Genomic DNA, 18,068 nt, shown 5'->3' on the forward strand with positions numbered 1-18,068 from the left:
CCCTCCCGGCCCCGCGCGGGCGCGGCGGCCGAATCTAGTCGATGGACACGCTGTCCTGGTGCATGGTCGCGCCCTGCGTTTTGGGGCGGCCGTATTCCTGCTCGGCCTGGGTCTCGCTCTTGATGTCGATTTTCCAGCCGGTCAGCTTGGCCGCGAGTCTCGCATTCTGCCCCTTGATCCCGATCGCGAGCGACAGTTGATAGTCCGGCACGATGACGCGCGCCATCTTCTCGGCCTCGAAGACGATGACTTCGAGCACTTTGGACGGGCTCAGCGCGTTCGCGACGTACTCTTCCACGGACTCGGACCAACGGACGATATCGATTTTCTCGCCTTTCAGCTCCGTGACGATCGTCTGCACGCGGGCTCCCTTGGGTCCGACGCAGGAACCGACGGGGTCCACTTCTTCATTGCGGGAGTGCACGGCGATTTTGGACCGGAAGCCCGCTTCCCGCGCCACCGATCGGATCTCGACGGTGCCGTCGAAAATCTCGGGAACCTCGAGCTCGAACAGCCGTTTCAGCAGACCCGGGTGGGTACGGGACAAAATGATCTGCGGCCCCTTGCTCGTGTTTTCGACTTTCGTGATGTAGGATTTGACCCGGTCGCCCTGCTTGAACTTGTCGGTCGGCATGAGTTCGGTCAGCGGCAGCGCCGCCTCCACTTTGCCGAGATCGATGTACAGGTTGCGAAGATCCATGCGCTGGATGATACCGGTGACGATATCCTGCTCCTTGTCCACGAAAGCGTGGTAGATGAGGCCGCGCTCGGCTTCGCGGATCCGCTGGGTGACGACCTGCTTCGCCGTCTGGGCCGCGATCCGTCCGAAGTCGCGAGGCGTGACTTCGATCTCCGCGATGTCTTCCAACTGATAGTGGGGATTGATGCTGCGAGCCGCTTCGAGCGAGATCTCCAAACGGGGATCCAGGACTTCCTCCACGATCGTTTTGCGGGCGTAAACCTTGATTTGGCCGGTCGTACGGTTGATGTCGACGCGCACGTTCTGCGCCGTGTTGAAATTTCTCTTGTAGCTGGAGATGAGTGCCGCTTCGATGGCTTCGATCAGGACATCCTTGGCGATGCCCTTCTCTCGCTCGATTTCGGACAGCGCTTCGATAAACTCCATGCTCATGTCGGGATGACCCCTCCTTCGGTGAATTAGAATACGATGGCCAGGCGAGCCGAGGCCACTTTATCGTAAGGGATGGCAACTTTCCGGCGGCCGATGGCGACCGTCATCGCCTTGCCGTCGAAGTCTTCCAGCCTTCCTTCGAATTCTTTGGCGCCGTCTACCGGTTCGTACGTCGTCACGAACACGTGCTTGCCGACGGCTTTGGCCACGTCCTCGGGCTTCTTCAGCGGACGTTCGGCTCCGGGCGAGCTGACTTCGAGAAAATACGCCTCTTCGATGGGATCCAGCTCGTCGAGCTTCGCGCTCACGAACTCGGAAATGCGGCCGCAATCGTCGATGTCGATGCCGCCCTCCTTGTCCACGAACAGCCGCAGGAAACGGTTGCTCCCTTCTTTGACGTACTCTACGTCCACCAATTGGAATCCATTGTCCTCCAAATACGGAGTCGCGAATTTTTCCACAATGGATTTGATACTCGTTGCGCTCAATTGCCCAACCTCCCGTGCTTCCAAATGGATTCGTCGCTGCATCGCAAACCGAAATCGCCCATGGCAAAACGGAAAGAGTGGGTTTCCCCACTCTTCTGCAGACAGTGATATCCACATGATTACCAAAATTAGTTTAGCATATTCCGGTCTTTCTGGCAACGGAATTTTTCCTCTATTTTTGCTTTGCTTTCGAGCCGGTTCTCCGAGATCAGAACAGCATCAGCTGGTTGCTCTCCGGCAGCCCGCGGAAGCATCCCATGCCGTTCAGCAGCTCGACGATCGTCTTGCTCGCCTTGGAGCGTTGCTGGAAATCCTCGATGGAGAGGAAGTCGCCGTCCGCGCGGGAAGCCGCGATGTTGCGCGCCGCGTTCTCGCCGATGCCCGCGACCGCCGAGAACGGCGGAATGAGGGAATCGCCGTCCACGATGAAGCGGGTGGCGTCGGAACGGTACAGGTCCAGCGGTTTCACCTTGAAGCCGCGCGCCGTCATCTCCAGCCCCATTTCGAGGATCGAGATCATGTTTTTCTCTTTCGTCGTCGCTTGGAACCCTTTGTTTTCGATGTCGACGAGCGTTTTGAGAATCGCGTCGTAGCCTTGGCAGAACAGCTCCACGTCGAAATCCGCCGCCCGGACGGAGAAATACGTCGCATAAAATTCGATCGGATAATACAGCTTGAAGTAGGCCGTCCGTACGGCCGAGATAACGTAGGCCGACGCGTGCGCCTTCGGGAACATGTACTCGATTTTCAAGCAGGAGTCGATGTACCACTGCGGCACCCCGGAGCGCTTCATTTCGTCGATCCACTCCGGCGTCAGTCCCTTGCCCTTCCGCACGCTTTCGGTGATTTTGAACGCCAGCGACGCATCCATTCCTCCCTTATAAATGAGGAAAAGCATGATGTCGTCGCGGCAGCCGATGACCGTCTTGATCGTGCAGGTGCCGTTCTTGATCAGCTCCTGCGCGTTGCCAAGCCAGACCCCCGTGCCGTGGGACAAGCCCGAGATCTGCAGCAGGTCGGCGAAGGAGGAAGGCTTCGTTTCCTCGAGCATCTGGCGAACGAAGCGCGTTCCCATCTCCGGCACCCCGTACGTGGCCACCGGGGTACGGATCTGTTCGGGCGTAACGCCGAGCGCTACCACCGAGTTGAAGAGGCTCATAACCTTCGGATCGTTCATCGGAATCGTCGTCGGATCGACTCCGGTCAAGTCCTGCAGCATCCGCATCATCGTCGGATCGTCGTGCCCGAGAATATCGAGCTTGAGCAGGTTCTCGTCGAAGGCGTGGTAGTCGAAATGGGTCGTTTTCCACTCCGAGCTCGTGTCGTCGGCAGGGTACTGGACCGGGGTGATGTCCTCGACCTCGATATAGTCAGGCACGACGACGATGCCGCCGGGATGCTGTCCGGACGAACGCTTCACGCCCGTGACGCCGAGCGCGATCCGGTTCAGCTCCGCGCCCCGCCACGATTTGCCGTGGTCCTCCTGGTACTTCTTCGCGTAGCCGAAACCCGTTTTCTCCGCGACCGTGCCGATCGTGCCCGCGCGGAACACGCTCTTCTCGCCGAACAGCACCTTCGTGTAATTGTGGGCGTGCGGCTGGTATTCGCCCGAGAAGTTGAGGTCGATATCGGGAACCTTGTCGCCCTTGAACCCGAGGAACGTCTCGAACGGAATGTCCTGACCGTCGCCCTTCATAACGTTCCCGCAATCCGGGCAGGGCTTGTCCTTCAGATCGAAGCCGCTGGGCACGCTGCCGTCGGTGATGAACTCGCTGCGCTTGCATGAGGGATTGCGGCACAGGTAGTGCGCGGGCAGCGGATTCACCTCCGAGATCCCCAGAAACATCGCGACGACGGACGACCCGACGGACCCCCGCGAGCCGACCAGATAGCCGTCCGCATTCGACTTTTTCACGAGCCGTTCGGAGATCAGGTAGTTCGCCGAGAAGCCGTACTGGATAATCGGCTTAAGCTCTTTCTCGAGCCGGGCGGTGACGATTTCCGGGATCGGATCGCCGTACATCCGGCGGGCCGTCTCATAGCATTTGTTCCGGATTTCCTCGTCGGCCCCGTCGATGATCGGCGAGAACAGGCCGTTGTCGGTCGGGCCGCCCTTCTTCGGAAACATTTCGAACGGTTCGAACCGGTCCGCCAGCTCCGACGTATTCCTCACGACCACTTCGTACGCTTTCTCTTTGCCCAGGAACGCGAAACATTCGAGCATCTCGTTCGTGGTGCGGAAATGCGCGTCCGGCTTGCGTTGGTCCTTGAGCGGGCTGAAGCCGGTGATGCCATGGATCGTGACGTCGCGGAACAGCTTCTCCCGAGGCGTCAAGTAGTGGACGTTGCCCGTGGCGACGACCGGCTTGCCGAGCTTCTCTCCGATCCGGCAAATTTTGCGCAGCGCCTCCTCCAGCTCCGCCCGGCTGCCGACCAGGCCCTTGTCCAGCAAGTGCATGTAGAAATCGAGCGGTTGGATCTCCAGGACGTCGTAGAATGCCGCCACATCTTCCGCTTCCTCGAGCGATTTGTTCAGCACCGTTTCGAAAAATTCGCCTTTCTCGCAGCCTGACATCACGAGAAGCCCTTCGCGCAGCTCGACCAGCTTGCTTCTCGGGATGCAAGCGACCCGGTTGAAAAAATCCGTGTGCGACAGGGAGATCAGCTTGAACAGATTTTTCTTGCCGACCGCGTTCAGCGCATAGATGCCGCAGTGGAACGGCCTCGTCGTCTTCCATCCGTTGACGTTCACTTCGTTCAGCTGGTGCAGCTCCGCAACGCCGCGTGTCTGGGCGTCCTTGATGAGCCCGTTCAGGATACCTCCGAGCGCGATCGTGTCGTCGATGGCCCGGTGGTGGTTTTCGAGCGAAACCTTGTACAGGTCCGCCAGCGTATTGAGGCGGTGATTCTTCATCGTCGGATGCAGGAATCGGGCCAACTCCAGCGTGTCGAGCACCGAATTGGCGACCGGCGGGAACCCGTGTTGCTTGCAGGCTTCCTGGATGAAGCCGATATCGAACCTCGCGTTGTGCGCGACCAGAACGGAATCCTGGACGAACTCAAGGAACTCGCGAAGCTTCGGCGCCAGCTCGGGTGCGTCCTTCACCATCTCGTCGCCTATGCCCGTGAGCTGCTGGATGTTGTAGGGAATGGGCTCATGCGGATTGATGAACGTTTCGAACCGCCCGATCTCCTGCCCATCCTTCATCTTGACGCCGGCCAGCTCGATGATTTTGTTCGCCGTCACGGACAGGCCCGTGGTCTCGATGTCGAATACGACGTAAGTGGCGTCCGGCAGGCTCTCTTCCCTTGGGTTCAGCACCATCGGCACGGCATCGTTGACGACGTTCGCCTCTACCCCGAACAACACCTTCATGCCGTGCTTCTTGCCGGCCTTGACCGCGTCGGGATAACATTGGACGTTGCTGTGGTCGGTAATCGCGATCGCCTTGTGCCCCCACTTGGCCGCGGTTTTGATATACGCGTCGACGGGAGTGACGGCGTCCATCGCGCTCATCGTCGTATGCAAATGGAACTCTACGCGTTTCTCCTCGGCTTCGTCCTTCGGCTCCGGGGGGGCGGACACTTCCTTCAGGTCGCTCGGCATCATGACGAGCTCGGGCGGATTCATGAACCGGTCGTATTCCACGCGGCCTCTCAGCTTCAGCCATTTGCCGTTCGCGAGCAGCCCGAGCACTTTGTTGTCGTCTTTCGTTTTGCCGAACACCTTGACGCCGATGGAATCGGTGAAATCGGTCACGTTGAACTGATAAAGCGTGCTGCCCGTGCGCAACTCCTTGACCTCGAGGCCGAAAACGGTGCCTTGGACCGTCACCTTTTTCTCTTCTTCCTGGACCTGCTGGATCGGCACCGGCTCGTCCTTGATCTCGTAGCCGTGCTGCAGCACTTCCGGCGCGTCTCCGGCAGGCGGCGCTTCCGTCTGGACGGTCGCCATCAGCTGCTGGACCGCTTGGCCGTTCTCCTCCCGGATTTTCTGCTGGAATTCGTCGTAGACCTCCTGCCTCGACTCCCCCACGGCCAGCTTCACGCGGCAAGAACGCCCGAAACGATCCTCGAAAAACCGGACGGCGTGCGCGTCGACGGACTTTCGCTGGGCGAGGCCAAGCGACATCTCGTCCAGCAAATACAGCGTAAGCAAGCCGTTCTCCGCCTCGATCCGCGCCTTGGCCAGCCACCCGTTGACCGACACGAATTCCCGCTGCATCCATTCCACGAACACCGGCCAATACTCTTCGAGGACGGTAGACGTCGGTACCGCGTCCTCGTAGGCGAGGCGGACGACGATGTCCGCCAGGTGGCCGAGCTTCGCTTTCATTTTTTCGATCCAGCCTATGTATATCGACGCCGGTAGAGGCGTGCTTTTGACGATATGAAACTTCCATTCCTTGCGGGCTTTGCTTACCTCGACCTTGTCGATGTAGCCGTCCGAGAAATATTCCGAGACCCAGGCAGCCGGAATTTCCGCCTGCTGGAGCAGCAATTCGAACCGTTTGCGTCCATCCGCGGCTTGATGCATATGTACCTGCCTCCCAGCTTCAGAAAAAGCAAAAGCTTCCGCGAATGACGGCGCCCTTCCCGTGCTCCGGGCCGGTTCAGCCTTCTTCCATTCGGAAGCTGCTCAGTTGTCTATTATTTTATCGTAAGAGAATCGAAAAGGGAAGGTCGGTTCATGCGTTTCTAGAATCGAAGACGCTATTTCGGAAGGTGAGCGAAACAACGTGAGGATTCGTATCCCTGCGACGCTATTTCGCCAGGTGTAACCGTGTCCGTGTGACGCTATTACGGCGGATGACTTGTTCCCGCCGACAGAAAAAAATCCCCATAGCGGTGCACCAGTCCAACCGCTACGGGGATTTCATGTTCCCTAAATCAATACGCTCTCGCGAACACGACCGTGTGTTTGGAGGGATCCCCGCAAACGAGGCACTTGTTCTTCGTCTCGGCCGGTTCGAACGGAATGTTGCGGCTCGTCGCGCCGCTCTCTTCCTTCACCTGCTTCTCGCAGGCTTCCGAGCCGCACCAGCCGGCAAGCGCGAAGCCGCGGTGCTCCTCGAGCTTCGATTTCAACTCGTCCAGCGTGTCTGCGGAGAAGAAATGCTCTTCGCGGAACTGAAGCGCGCGCCGGTACATCTCCTGGTGCACCTGTTCGAGCATTGCCTTCACTTCATCCGCCAGGTTCTCCAGGGGCACTTGCTTTTTCTCGCCGCTTACGCGGGAGACGAGGACGCAGACGCCGTTCTCGAGGTCCCGCGGTCCAAGCTCCAGACGGATCGGGATGCCGCGCATCTCGTACTCGTTGAACTTCCAGCCCGGCGAAACGTCGGAACGGTCGTCCACTCGGACACGGACGCCGGCTTTCTTCAGCTCGGCGAACAGCTCGTCGGTCTTGGCGATGACTTGGTCCCGAGTCTTCGGAGGGCCGATCGGGATCATGATGACTTGCGTCGGGGCCACCTTGGGCGGAAGCACGAGTCCTCTGTCGTCGCCATGCACCATGATCAGCGAACCGATCAAGCGGGTGCTGACGCCCCAGGACGTCGTATGGCAATATTCCTGCGTGTTCTCGCGGCTTAAGTACTTGATGTCGAACGCGACCGCGAAATTCGTTCCCAGGTAGTGGGACGTCCCGGCTTGGACCGCGCGACCGTCGCGCATCATCGCTTCGATGGAGTATGTGTCTACGGCGCCGGCAAATTTCTCGGAAGGCGTCTTCTGGCCTTTGATGACCGGAATCGCAAGCACGTTCTCGACGAAATCGGTATAGACGTCCAGCATCTGCATCGTCTCGCGCCGCGCGTCCGCTTCGTCCTCATGCGCCGTATGGCCTTCCTGCCACAGGAACTCGCTCGTGCGCAGGAACGGCAAGGTGCGTTTCTCCCAACGGACAACGTTCGCCCATTGGTTGATCAGCAGAGGAAGATCGCGATAGGAGTTGATCCACTTCGAATACATATGGCCGATCATCGTCTCCGAAGTGGGACGGATCGCCAGTCGCTCCTCCAGCTTCTCGCCGCCCGCTTCGGTCACCCAAGGAAGCTCCGGATTAAAGCCTTCGACGTGCTCCTTTTCCTTTTGGAAGAAGCTCTCCGGAATGAACAACGGGAAATACGCGTTGCGGTGTCCCGTGTCCTTAAAGCGTTGGTCCAGCTCCCGCTGCATGTTCTCCCAAAGCTCGTAGCCGTCCGGACGGAACACGATGCAGCCCCGGACCGGGGAATAGTCCATCAGCTCGGCTTTTTTGATGACGTCGATATACCAACGGGAAAAATCCTCTCCCTGAGGCGTAATTTCCGTAACGAATCCTTTATCCTTCGACATATCGGTTCTCCAACCCCTGATAACGGCTTATTTTCTGACCAAACCCAAAATATCGTTATACGTTACGACCACCATAAGCAGCATCAGCATCGCGAATCCGATGAAGTGGACCATGCTTTCCCGGTTCGGATCGATGGGACGGCCGCGCACGGCTTCCAGTCCGAGGAACATCAGGCGGCTTCCGTCCAGCGCCGGAATCGGCAGCAGATTGAAGATGCCGAGGTACAGGCTGAGAATGGCGGCCCAATTCGTGAGATAGGGAAGCCCTTGCCGCGCGATGTCCAATGTGACCTTGGTCGTGCCGACCGGACCGCTCATGTCCTTGAGTCCGACCTCGCCGAAGACGATTTTCCGGAATCCGTCGAAAATGACGTTCGTCCAATGCGCCATCGATTGGCCCGCCATGGAGATGCTTTCGCCGATGCCCGGCGACCGTTTCTCCGGCCCCGGGTAGATGCCGACTTTGCCGTCGGACCCCGGCGTCACGGTTAAAGGCACCTCGGCTCCGCCGCGGCCCACGACCCACTTCATCGGTTTGCCTGCGGAGTCCCCGATCAGCTTGACGAAGGAATCGACATCGCCGCCGATCGCCTGGCCGTTCACCGATTGGATCCAGTCCCCATTCTTGAGTCCGGCTTCAGACGCCGGGGAAGCGTCGACGACTCTGTAAATGATCACCTTGGTCGGATGCTCGGCGGGAATGCCCGACATCTGGATCGCGATTCCGAACAGCACGAATGCCAGAATGAAGTTCATCACCGGTCCCGCGAAGATCGCGAGCGCCCGCTTGCCTACCGGTTTGCTTCCGAACTGGCGGTCGACCGGCGCGATTTGCGTTTCCCGGCCCCGCGCCACCATCAAGGCTTGCGGATGGACATTGAGCCGCATCGTCTCTCCGTCCACGTCGAGCCGAACGTGCAAATCCCGCTCCAGATCGATCGATTTCACTTCTCCGCGAAGCACGTTCGAGCGTTCGTCGAGACGGTCGAGATAAATCCGGGTGACCTTATCGTCCTTGAGCTTGACGGCAACCGTCTGGCCCGGCTGGACGTCCACCACTTCCGGGTCCTCCCCGGCCATGCGGACGAAGCCCCCGATCGGCAGCAGCCGGATCGTGTAGCGGGTTTCTCCGCGCTTCACCGAGAACAGCTTCGGTCCGAATCCGATCGCGAATTCCCGAACGAGGATCCCGGCCCTGCGGGCGAAATAGAAGTGTCCCCATTCGTGCAGGGATACGAGCAAAAAGAACATGAGAACGGTCGCGAGTACGACCTGTAAGGTTTGCATGCCATCAACTCCCGTCGTCGCCGCGAACGGCTGTCCTTAGATTAACATTATTCTCCGAGCCGTTACAAGAGAATACGGACGGGACGACTTTCGGTGTCATCGATGCCAAGACGCGGCTTCTCTGCGTGCCCAGCGATCGGTTTCCAGGATTGTCTCGAGATCCGGGACCGACACCGGGTGATGACGCCCGAGCGCTTCCTCAATGATGTCTTCGATGGCGAGGAAAGGGATCTCGCCCTTCAAGAAACGGGCCACCGCCGCTTCGTTGGCCGCGTTGAAGACCGCCGGCGCCGTGCCGCCGGTTCTTCCCGCTTCGTAGGCCAACCGCATGCAGGGATAACGCGTGAAATCCATCGGCCGGAAATGCAGCGTGCCTCTAGCCAACAAATCCAGCGGTGAGGCTGGCGATGGACGCCTCTCCGGATAAGTAAGCGCGTACTGAATCGGCACCCGCATGTCGGGGTTGCCAAGCTGCGCCATCACGCTCGTGTCCTCGAATTCCACCATCGAGTGGACGATGCTCTCGGGATGGATCATGACGTCGATCCGGTCGTACGGCACGCCGAACAGCCAGTGGGCTTCGATCACTTCGAGCCCTTTGTTTGCCATGGTGGCCGAATCGATCGTGATTTTGGAGCCCATGCTCCAATTCGGATGCTTCAAGGCCTCCTCTACCGTTACGCCTTCGAGCTGCTCCCTCGTCCTGTCGCGGAAGCTGCCGCCTGACGCCGTGAGGATAAGCCGCTTCAGCGCTTTGCGGTCCTCTCCGTTCAGACATTGGAACAACGCCGAGTGCTCGCTGTCCACCGGCAGAAGCCGGACGTCTTTGGCGGCCGCGCGGGCCATGACGAGGTGGCCGGCCGTCACGAGCGTTTCCTTGTTCGCCAGTCCGATCGCCGCGCCGGCGTCGATGGCTGCAAGCGTGGAGGTGAGGCCGAGGCTGCCGACCAGCGCGCAAACCACGAAATCCGCGCTTGCATTCGCGGCGACCTCGATCAGCCCTTCCTCCCCATGGACGACCCGCGTTCCGGCCGGAAGGCGGTGGCGGATCCGCTCGGCGAGCTCCTTCGAGGAGACCGAAACGAGCTTGGGGCGGAAAGCTTCGGCTTGTTCGAGAAGCAGATCCGCATTCCTCCCGGCGGCCAGCCCGACGACCTCATAAGCCTCGGGATCGCGTGAAATCACGTCCAGCGTCTGCGTTCCGATGGATCCCGTGCTCCCGAGGACGGCGATTTTCTTCAAGATCGGCGACCTCCCAACCACTTTACTTTTATGTAATCTTATCCATCAATCGATCAACCCGCTGTCGTCAGCAGTCCAAGCAAATGGACGATCGGGAATACGATCAGCCAGCTGTCGTCAGCAGTCCAAGCAAATGGACGATCGGGAATACGATCAGCCAGCTGTCGTCAGCAGTCCAAGCAAATGGACGATCGGGAATACGATCAGCCAGCTGTCCGTACGGTCCAGGATGCCCCCGTGTCCGGGCAGCAGCTGCCCGGAATCCTTCACGCCCCGCAATCTCTTATACGCGGATTGGACCAAGTCCCCAAGCTGTCCGCACACGGCAGCCACCGCCCCGATCGCGGCCGCTTGCCCGTATCCGAGCCATTCCGGCTTCCACCAAGCGAACGCGAGCCCGGCTGCGACGGCAAGCACGAGTCCGCCGACCGATCCTTCGACCGTTTTGTTCGGGCTGATCGCCGGCCATAGCTTCGTTCTGCCTATCGATTTGCCGACGAAATAAGCGCCTGCGTCCGATGACCAGATACAGACGAACGTGACCGCCGACCAGAAAATACCGTGCTCCAGCTCCCGGGTCGCCAGCATGTAATGGAATCCCGTTCCGACATATATCGCTCCCACGAACAGCAAAGCGGCATGATCCAGGCTCGTTTCGTTTTTGCTGAACACCGTGGCGGCCAGAAGCAGAAACATCAGAATCCAGGCTACGGTTTCGAACGAGGGCAATGAGATCGCCCAACCGTCCGGCAGCCTTGTCAAGGTGAGCAGGAAAACGGCCGCGAACGCCGCCGCTACGTCCCATCTGGACCGGGCTTGTCCGTTCAGCTTGACGTATTCCGCGAATCCGATCATCGCCATAACGAGAAGCAGCCCGGCATAAAACCAGCCCCCGAGCAAGAGAAGACCGGCGAAAACGGCGCCCGCCACCACACCGGTCACGATGCGTTGAACCATGAGGTCACAGTCCTCCGTAACGGCGCGCGCGCCGCTGATATTCGCGGACGGCGTCGTATAAATGTCGTTCGGTGAATTCCGGCCAGTAGACGTCGGTAAACCAGAATTCGCTGTAGGCCAGCTGCCATAACATGAAATTGCTCAGCCGCAGTTCCCCGCTCGTCCGGATCAACAGATCGGGGTCGGGCAGTCCGCTTGACAGCAGTCGGCTTTCGAAACTCTCTTCGGTAATCGATTCGGGGTCAAGCGCCCCGCTGGCCGCTTCGCGGGCCATGATCCGGGCGGCTTCGAGCATCTCCATGCGGCTTCCGTAATTGAGCGCGAAATTCAGGATAAGTCCGGTATTGCTCTCCGTCCGGCGGACCGCCTCTTCCACGGCGGCCAGCGTATGCTCCGGAAGCCCTTCCAGGTGGCCCATCATACGTACTTGAACGTTATTTTCGATCAGCTCCGACAGCTCGATCGAGAGAAACTCCTGCGGCAGCTTCATCAGGAATTCCACTTCGGCTTTGGGCCTTTTCCAATTCTCCGTGGAGAAGGCATACAACGTCAACACCTTGACCCCGATGCGGTCGGCCGCTTTCGCGATCCGTTTAACCGCCTTCATGCCGTTATGGTGGCCCGCGATGCGGGGCAGACCTCGCGATTTCGCCCAACGTCCGTTGCCGTCCATAATGACCGCCACGTGCCGGGGAATGTTGTCGCCCGCCGGCAAGGCATCCCCATCCGGGTCCGGGCCGGTTCCCGTGGTGCCGGCCTGGCCGGCGGCGCCGGTCCTGAGCCTGCGGAGCCAACCTCCGATTAGGCCGCTCATGGTCGTTCCCCCTTCGAAAGTGCCTGCCTGACAACCGACCGCGGCTAACGCCGCTGGGTAACGATTGCAGTGTACAAAAGAGAATAAACCCCACCTGACGGAGGGGCCAACACCCGGGCGTTTACACTTCCATGATTTCCTTTTCTTTGGCGGCCAATATTTTGTCCACTTCGGCCACGTAACGGTCGGTCAGTTTCTGGACATCGTCCTGGTGACGTCTCGACTCGTCTTCGGAAATCTCGTCTTTTTCCTTCTTCTTGATATCGTCGTTGGCGTCGCGGCGGATGTTGCGGATCGCCACTTTGGCCTCCTCGCCGAACTTCTTCGTCTCTTTGGCGAGTTCTTTACGGCGTTCTTCCGTGAGCGGCGGGATGACGATCCGGATGATCGACCCGTCGTTCGCGGGGTTCAGCCCGAGATCCGATTTCAGGATCGCTTTCTCGATCGCGGCCAGCGCGGATTTGTCCCACGGCTGGATGACCAGCGTGCGGGAGTCCGGCGTCGTAATCGAACCGAGCTGATTAATCGGAGTCGGCGTTCCGTAATACTCGGCCGATAAGCGTTCGAGTACGGCCGGGGATGCGCGTCCCGCGCGAAGCGTGGACAAATCGCGTTTCAAGGCGGCCAGCGCCTTTTCCATCCGTTCTTCCGCGTCTTTTTTGATCGATTGCGGCACTAGTTTACACTCCCTTTTACGATCGTGCCGATTTTCTCGCCCATGACGGCACGTTTAATGTTTCCTTTCTCGGTAATCGCGAATACGATAAGCGGAATATTGTTGTCCATACACAAAGAAGAAGCCGTGGAATCCATGACGCCCAGATTTTTGTTCAGCACGTCCATATAGGTCAACTGCTCGTACTTCTCGGCGCTGGCGTCCTTGAAAGGGTCGGCGCTGTAGACGCCGTCCACCTTGTTCTTGGCCATCAGGATAACTTCCGCCTCGATCTCGGCGGCGCGCAGCGCGGCCGTCGTGTCGGTCGAGAAGAACGGATTACCGGTGCCGGCGGCGAAGATCACGACGCGGCCCTTCTCCAGATGCCGAATCGCCCGGCGGCGGATGTAAGGCTCCGCGATCTGCTGCATGGCGATCGACGTCTGGACCCGGCTGGGCACGTTCATTTGCTCGAGCGCGTCCTGCAGGGCCAGGGAGTTCATCACCGTGGCCAGCATGCCCATGTAATCCGCCGTCGCGCGGTCGATGCCCTTCTGGCTGCCGGCGATGCCCCGCCAGATGTTGCCTCCGCCGCAGACGATCGCGACTTCGACGCCGAGTTCGATGACTTCCTTCACTTGCTCCGCTATCGACAGGATGGTCGTCGCGTCGATCCCGTATCCGTTCGGGCCGGACAACGACTCGCCGCTCACTTTGAGCACCACGCGTTTAAATACGGGACGTTCCAAATCCGTTACCTCCATCGTGTCGTGGTTTAAAAAAGAGGGAACACAGCGTGTTCCCGGGTCGGCGGTAGCTTATTACAGCTTCGCCTGGGCCATGACCTCTTCGACGAAGTTGTCCACTTTTTTCTCCAGGCCTTCGCCCAGTTCGAAGCGGGCAAAACGGCGGATGGAAATTTTCTCTCCGATGGCGGCGATTTTTTCGTTCAGCAGCGTCGTGATCGTTTTGTCCGGATCTTTGACGAACGCTTGCTCCATCAGACAGTTTTCTTCATAGTACTTGTTCATGCGGCCTTCGACCATTTTGTCTACGATTTTCTCCGGTTTGCCTTCGTTCAGCGCTTGGTTGCGGAGAATTTCGCGTTCCTTGTCCAGCTCTTCCTGGGAAACTTCCTCGCGGGACAGGAATTTCGGGTTCGCCGCGGCGATTTGCATGGCGATGTCCTTGACGAACGTGCGGAACTGCTCGGTTTTGGCCACGAAGTCGGTTTCGCAGTTGACTTCGACCAGTACGCCGATCCGGCCGCCGCCATGGATGTAAGACTCGACGATGCCTTCCGTGGCGATGCGGTCGCCCTTCTTCGCGGCTGCCGCCAGACCTTTCTCGCGGAGCAGCTCAGCGGCTTTCGTCAAATCTCCGTTCGCTTCCTCCAGCGCTTTCTTGCAATCGAGCATGCCCGCTCCCGTTCTTTCGCGAAGCGTTTTAACGTCTGCTGCATTGATAGCCAAGTGGATTCCCTCCTGATATTCTCGCTCCATATGTAGCATGCCGTTCGGCACGCCGAGCGACCCTTATGTTTTTAAAAAAAGGGCGGTGAGAAGGTTCGCTTCTGACCACCCTAACCTATTCCCCCAAAAGTGACGAATGCCTTCGAAGCATATTCCGATTACTTTTGGGGGAAACCCCGAATGAAAGCTATGCCTTAAGCCGTCGTTTCTTCGCCTTGATGCGCTTCTACGATAGCGTCGGCCATCTTGGCCGTGAGCAGCTTGACGGCGCGGATCGCGTCGTCGTTGCCCGGGATCACGTAGTCGATCTCGTCAGGGTCGCAGTTCGTATCGACGATGCCGACGATCGGGATGCCCAGCTTGCGGGCTTCGGCTACGGCGATGCGCTCTTTGCGCGGATCGATGATGAACAGGGCGTCCGGAAGCTTGCGCATGTTCTTGATGCCGCCCAGGAATTTCTCGAGGCGCTCTTTCTCCTTGCGGAGGATGATGACTTCCTTCTTCGGCAGGACGTCGAACGTACCGTCTTCTTCCCACTTGTTCAACTGATGCAAACGGTCCGTGCGCTTCTGGATCGTGGCGAAGTTGGTCAGCGTGCCGCCGAGCCAGCGTTGGTTGATGTAATACATGCCGCAGCGTTCCGCTTCGTCTTTCACGGAATCCTGCGCTTGTTTCTTCGTGCCGACGAACAGCATCGTGCCGCCGTTCTCCGCGAGTTGGCGTACGAAGTTGTAAGCCTCGTCGACTTTCTTGACCGTCTTCTGAAGGTCGATAATGTAAATGCCGTTCCGCTCGGTAAAGATGTACTTGTCCATTTTCGGGTTCCAACGACGGGTTTGGTGACCGAAGTGTACCCCAGCTTCGAGAAGCTGTTTCATGGAAATAACTGCCATCTTTCCTGCACCTCCTGATAAAATGGTTTTGTAGGTGAATCTCCGCCGCCGCTCGCATCTTTCGCCAAAACTTCCCGTGCAGGCAAGCCAAACGAAGTTTGGCGTCGCTCCATTCGAGGAGAAGGGTGATGACTCCCGTCTGAGAATGGAGGCTTAAGGAAGCACCGTTGACGAAATTGAACGGCGTGTGTTTTTTCACACCGACAGATACTATAACATATTCGATTGCCCGGTGCAATGCCTTGATGGGAGCATTGTCGAATCTCACCCGAAGGGGACTTCGGGAGGATGAGTTTTGCTCCTTATGACGATCAGACCGTCTTCGGGAGCTCTCGCATCGCATTTCTGGCTCCGTAAGACGCTCGGACCGTCTTACGTGCTTTCTGGAAAGTAAGCATAAATTCATTCAAATAAGTAGAACACAAAGATTGATCCATAGATGTATTCCGGATGGGCATAGCCCATGCGCAGGCGCGGGAGCAGGAACTTAGACTTCGCTCTTCCGTCCGCACGTTAGCTCCTCTAAAGGGCTTATCTTTCCCTTCACAGCTGAGTACCCGCACGTTAAGCTCCTCTCGCGAGCTTATCCCTTCCTACGCAGCCCCATGCGCCCACGTTAAGCTCCTCTCGCGAGCTTATCTCTTCCTCTGCAGCCCCATGCGCCACGTTAAGTTCCTCTCGCGAGCTTATCCCTTCCTACGCAGCCCCATGCGCCCACGTTAAGCTCCTCTCGCGAGCTTATCTCTTCCTCTGCAGCCCCATGCGCCACGTTAAGCTCCTCTCGCGAGCTTATCTCTTTCCTCCGCAGCCCCATGCGCCACGTTAAGTTCCTCTCGCGAGCTTATCTCTTCCGCAGCCCCATGCGCCCACGTTAAGCTCCTCTCGCGAGCTTATCTCTTCCTCCGCAGCCCCATGCGCCACGTTAAGCTCCTCTCGCGAGCTTATCTCTTCCTCCGCAGCCCCATGCGCCTACGTTAAGCTCCTCTCGCGAGCTTATCTCTTCCGCAGCCCCATGCGCCACGTTAAGTTCCTCTCGCGAGCTTATCTCTTCCGCAGCCCCATGCGCCCACGTTAAGCTCCTCTCGCGAGCATATCTTTCCCTTCACAGCAGAGTACCCGCACGCTAAGCTCCTCTCGCGAGCCTATCTCATCATGGTGTAAAAACGGCTCTCAAGTAAAAAAGCCTGCTGAGCGCGCTCAACAGGCAGATCATCGATACGGTCCAGGTGAACGTCCTCCGACTGGCCGTCAATCTTTCTTGCGGGTCAACTCCGCCATGATCTCCTCGTAAGTCGGATGGCCCGTGAACGTCGCGGTCCCGACTTCCATCTTCCGGCTGATCGAACGGGCCGCTTCCGTGAAATCCCCGGCGTCTTCGATAAGTCCGAGCGCCTTCAAGCTGAGCGCCACGGTCCTCAAACTCATCCCGCGGTTGACATAGAAGGCCACAACGCGTCCGCCTCCCCCGTCCGGAGAAGTCTGGCCCGGCTGCGCAGGCGATGCCGACGCTTCTCCTCCCGGCTGCGTGGAAGCCCCGTCCCCCGGCTGCTTGGCGGCACTGCCGGGCTTCAAGGCGCTTTCTCCCCCGCTTCCTCCCGGTGACGCAGAGGGGGTCGCGGACGGAAGCTGCCGTTTCGTTTCTTCGACCGCCTTGGCCACCTCTTCGTCCAACTGCTCCTGAGTGTAAGTTTTCGGCCCCTCCGCCACCATCAGCGCTTGTTCTTGTGACCGCGCGAAGAGGATCAGCTGAAGCATCGAGGCCCCCAGCATGATGCCGATGCCGAAGCCCATGAGCCATTTCCGGTGTTTACGCAAGCTGCTCTTCCTCCCGCCGCGCCAGTTGCAAAATCAATTGAACCTCGCCTTTGTTCATGCCTGCCGACTTCGCGATCTGCTCGACGGATCTTCCTCTCTCGTGCAAGGCTAACAGTTCCGCGTAACGGACCCGGATGGAAGCGGATCGGTCTGCCGCATCAAGCGAAGGACCGGCATCGGCGGAATCCTCTGTTCCCGGAGGTTCCCCGGGAGCAACGGCAGCTGCAGCTTCCGGTTGTCCGACGGACGACTCCGACGGCTGCGATGCGGCCGCGGCCGACTGCGATGCGGCTGACTGCGATGCTGCCGTCTGCGATGCCGCTGCGGCGCTCTGTTCGGCGACCGCTTTCATCTGCCGCTCGAGAACCGCGATTTGCTTGACAAGCCCTCTGACCGTCTCGTCCTGCTCTTGCTTGAATTTGGCCACGGCATCCAACAGCTCGCGGTTTTCCGTCTCCAAGTCCTCCAGCAGCCGGTCGTATGCCGGATCGGCCCCTCCGTCCGCGCTCTCTACCCGGGACCGTCCGGACGACAGCCATGCATAACCGAAGACGGCAAGCCCAAACAGCACGACGCTTAACCACGGACTCATCATCGTATCACATGATCCCCTTTCCCGGCCGCGATGTCATCCCATGAAGTCGATGTGTTTCCCTTTGAACGGATGCCCGGGGCGACTATCCTGCTCCGGCTCCCGCTCCGTTCCGCCGGTTCGTTTCTTCCCTCTGGATTGCGGTCTGCCTTGCCCCCCGGGCTGCCGGTCCTTGATCTCTCCTCTGGCGGAAGATTCCGCTTTCGCCATCCGGGCGGCCTGCTGTTCCGAGGCTTTCACGGATTGCTGAGCCAGCATGCCTTGTTCGGCGATGCCCCGATGCTGCTGCTGCTGCGCCAGCGGAGACAGCTCCGCCGTGCGCGGAATCGAGGTTTGCAGGTCGATCGATTTGTAGCTCACGGCAATCCTCCTCCGGGGATGA

General features: G+C 59.0%; 15 protein-coding genes. All 15 read right to left on the minus strand.

What is annotated here, in order from left to right; genetic code table 11:
* Nucleotides 1-34 precede the first annotated feature (34 nt).
* The 15 genes from nusA to GE107_RS00515 all read right to left on the minus strand — a co-directional run bounded on the left by nusA (nt 35) and on the right by GE107_RS00515 (nt 18,046).
* Nucleotides 35-1,132, minus strand: a complete 1,098-nt coding sequence (gene nusA / locus GE107_RS00445; RefSeq protein WP_219637434.1) for a transcription termination factor NusA — start codon at nt 1,130-1,132, stop codon at nt 35-37.
* Nucleotides 1,133-1,158: 26 nt separating this feature from the next.
* Nucleotides 1,159-1,620, minus strand: coding sequence for a ribosome maturation factor RimP (gene rimP, locus GE107_RS00450; RefSeq protein WP_219637435.1), 462 nt, complete (start codon nt 1,618-1,620; stop codon nt 1,159-1,161).
* 208 nt (nt 1,621-1,828) lie between these two features.
* On the minus strand, nt 1,829-6,157 hold the full coding sequence (locus GE107_RS00455) for a PolC-type DNA polymerase III (protein WP_219637436.1): 4,329 nt from the start codon (nt 6,155-6,157) through the stop codon (nt 1,829-1,831).
* Between the two features lie 353 nt (nt 6,158-6,510).
* Nucleotides 6,511-7,959, minus strand: coding sequence for a proline--tRNA ligase (gene proS / locus GE107_RS00460; RefSeq protein ID WP_219637437.1), 1,449 nt, complete (start codon nt 7,957-7,959; stop codon nt 6,511-6,513).
* Nucleotides 7,960-7,986: 27 nt separating this feature from the next.
* Nucleotides 7,987-9,246: an RIP metalloprotease RseP gene (gene rseP, locus GE107_RS00465; RefSeq protein ID WP_219637438.1), complete on the minus strand. Its 1,260-nt coding sequence runs from the start codon at nt 9,244-9,246 to the stop codon at nt 7,987-7,989.
* Between the two features lie 96 nt (nt 9,247-9,342).
* Nucleotides 9,343-10,488 (minus strand): 1-deoxy-D-xylulose-5-phosphate reductoisomerase, encoded by a 1,146-nt coding sequence (locus GE107_RS00470; protein ID WP_219637439.1) that lies wholly within the window; start codon nt 10,486-10,488, stop codon nt 9,343-9,345.
* Between the two features lie 153 nt (nt 10,489-10,641).
* Nucleotides 10,642-11,445 carry a phosphatidate cytidylyltransferase gene (locus tag GE107_RS00475; RefSeq protein WP_219637440.1) on the minus strand — a complete coding sequence of 268 codons (804 nt, stop codon included), beginning with the start codon at nt 11,443-11,445 and terminating at the stop codon, nt 10,642-10,644.
* A 4-nt stretch (nt 11,446-11,449) separates the two neighbouring features.
* Nucleotides 11,450-12,259, minus strand: coding sequence for an undecaprenyl pyrophosphate synthase (locus GE107_RS00480; RefSeq protein WP_219637441.1), 810 nt, complete (start codon nt 12,257-12,259; stop codon nt 11,450-11,452).
* Nucleotides 12,260-12,380: 121 nt separating this feature from the next.
* Nucleotides 12,381-12,935, minus strand: coding sequence for a ribosome recycling factor (gene frr / locus GE107_RS00485; protein ID WP_219637442.1), 555 nt, complete (start codon nt 12,933-12,935; stop codon nt 12,381-12,383).
* A complete protein-coding gene (gene pyrH, locus GE107_RS00490) occupies nt 12,935-13,663 on the minus strand; it encodes a UMP kinase (protein WP_219637443.1) in 729 nt (242 codons plus the stop codon). Before pyrH ends, frr begins: the two co-directional genes overlap by 1 nt.
* 72 nt (nt 13,664-13,735) lie before the next feature.
* Complete coding sequence (gene tsf / locus GE107_RS00495) at nt 13,736-14,386, minus strand: translation elongation factor Ts (RefSeq protein ID WP_219637444.1); 651 nt, start codon at nt 14,384-14,386, stop codon at nt 13,736-13,738.
* Nucleotides 14,387-14,580: 194 nt separating this feature from the next.
* Nucleotides 14,581-15,279: a 30S ribosomal protein S2 gene (gene rpsB, locus GE107_RS00500; RefSeq protein WP_219637445.1), complete on the minus strand. Its 699-nt coding sequence runs from the start codon at nt 15,277-15,279 to the stop codon at nt 14,581-14,583.
* A 1,248-nt stretch (nt 15,280-16,527) separates the two neighbouring features.
* Nucleotides 16,528-17,094 (minus strand): hypothetical protein, encoded by a 567-nt coding sequence (locus tag GE107_RS00505; RefSeq protein ID WP_219637446.1) that lies wholly within the window; start codon nt 17,092-17,094, stop codon nt 16,528-16,530.
* Entirely contained in the window at nt 17,087-17,689 is a 603-nt protein-coding gene (locus GE107_RS00510) for a hypothetical protein (RefSeq protein WP_219637447.1), read from the minus strand. Before GE107_RS00510 ends, GE107_RS00505 begins: the two co-directional genes overlap by 8 nt.
* A 33-nt stretch (nt 17,690-17,722) precedes the next feature.
* Entirely contained in the window at nt 17,723-18,046 is a 324-nt protein-coding gene (locus GE107_RS00515) for a hypothetical protein (protein ID WP_219637448.1), read from the minus strand.
* Nucleotides 18,047-18,068 lie beyond the last annotated feature (22 nt).

Source organism: Cohnella sp. CFH 77786 (genome assembly GCF_019400745.1).
Classification (GTDB): Bacteria; Bacillota; Bacilli; order Paenibacillales; family Paenibacillaceae; genus Cohnella.

Bases quoted from the DNA above. Each gene is read 5' to 3' on its own strand.
- GE107_RS00510 (WP_219637447.1), bottom strand. From the start codon at position 17,689: ATGATGAGTCCGTGGTTAAGCGTCGTGCTGTTTGGGCTTGCCGTCTTC.
- GE107_RS00475 (WP_219637440.1), bottom strand. From the start codon at position 11,445: ATGGTTCAACGCATCGTGACCGGTGTGGTGGCGGGCGCCGTTTTCGCC.
- nusA (WP_219637434.1), bottom strand. From the start codon at position 1,132: ATGAGCATGGAGTTTATCGAAGCGCTGTCCGAAATCGAGCGAGAGAAG.
- rpsB (WP_219637445.1), bottom strand. From the start codon at position 15,279: ATGGCAGTTATTTCCATGAAACAGCTTCTCGAAGCTGGGGTACACTTC.
- rseP (WP_219637438.1), bottom strand. From the start codon at position 9,246: ATGCAAACCTTACAGGTCGTACTCGCGACCGTTCTCATGTTCTTTTTG.
- GE107_RS00480 (WP_219637441.1), bottom strand. From the start codon at position 12,259: ATGAGCGGCCTAATCGGAGGTTGGCTCCGCAGGCTCAGGACCGGCGCC.
- proS (WP_219637437.1), bottom strand. From the start codon at position 7,959: ATGTCGAAGGATAAAGGATTCGTTACGGAAATTACGCCTCAGGGAGAG.
- GE107_RS00455 (WP_219637436.1), bottom strand. From the start codon at position 6,157: ATGCATCAAGCCGCGGATGGACGCAAACGGTTCGAATTGCTGCTCCAG.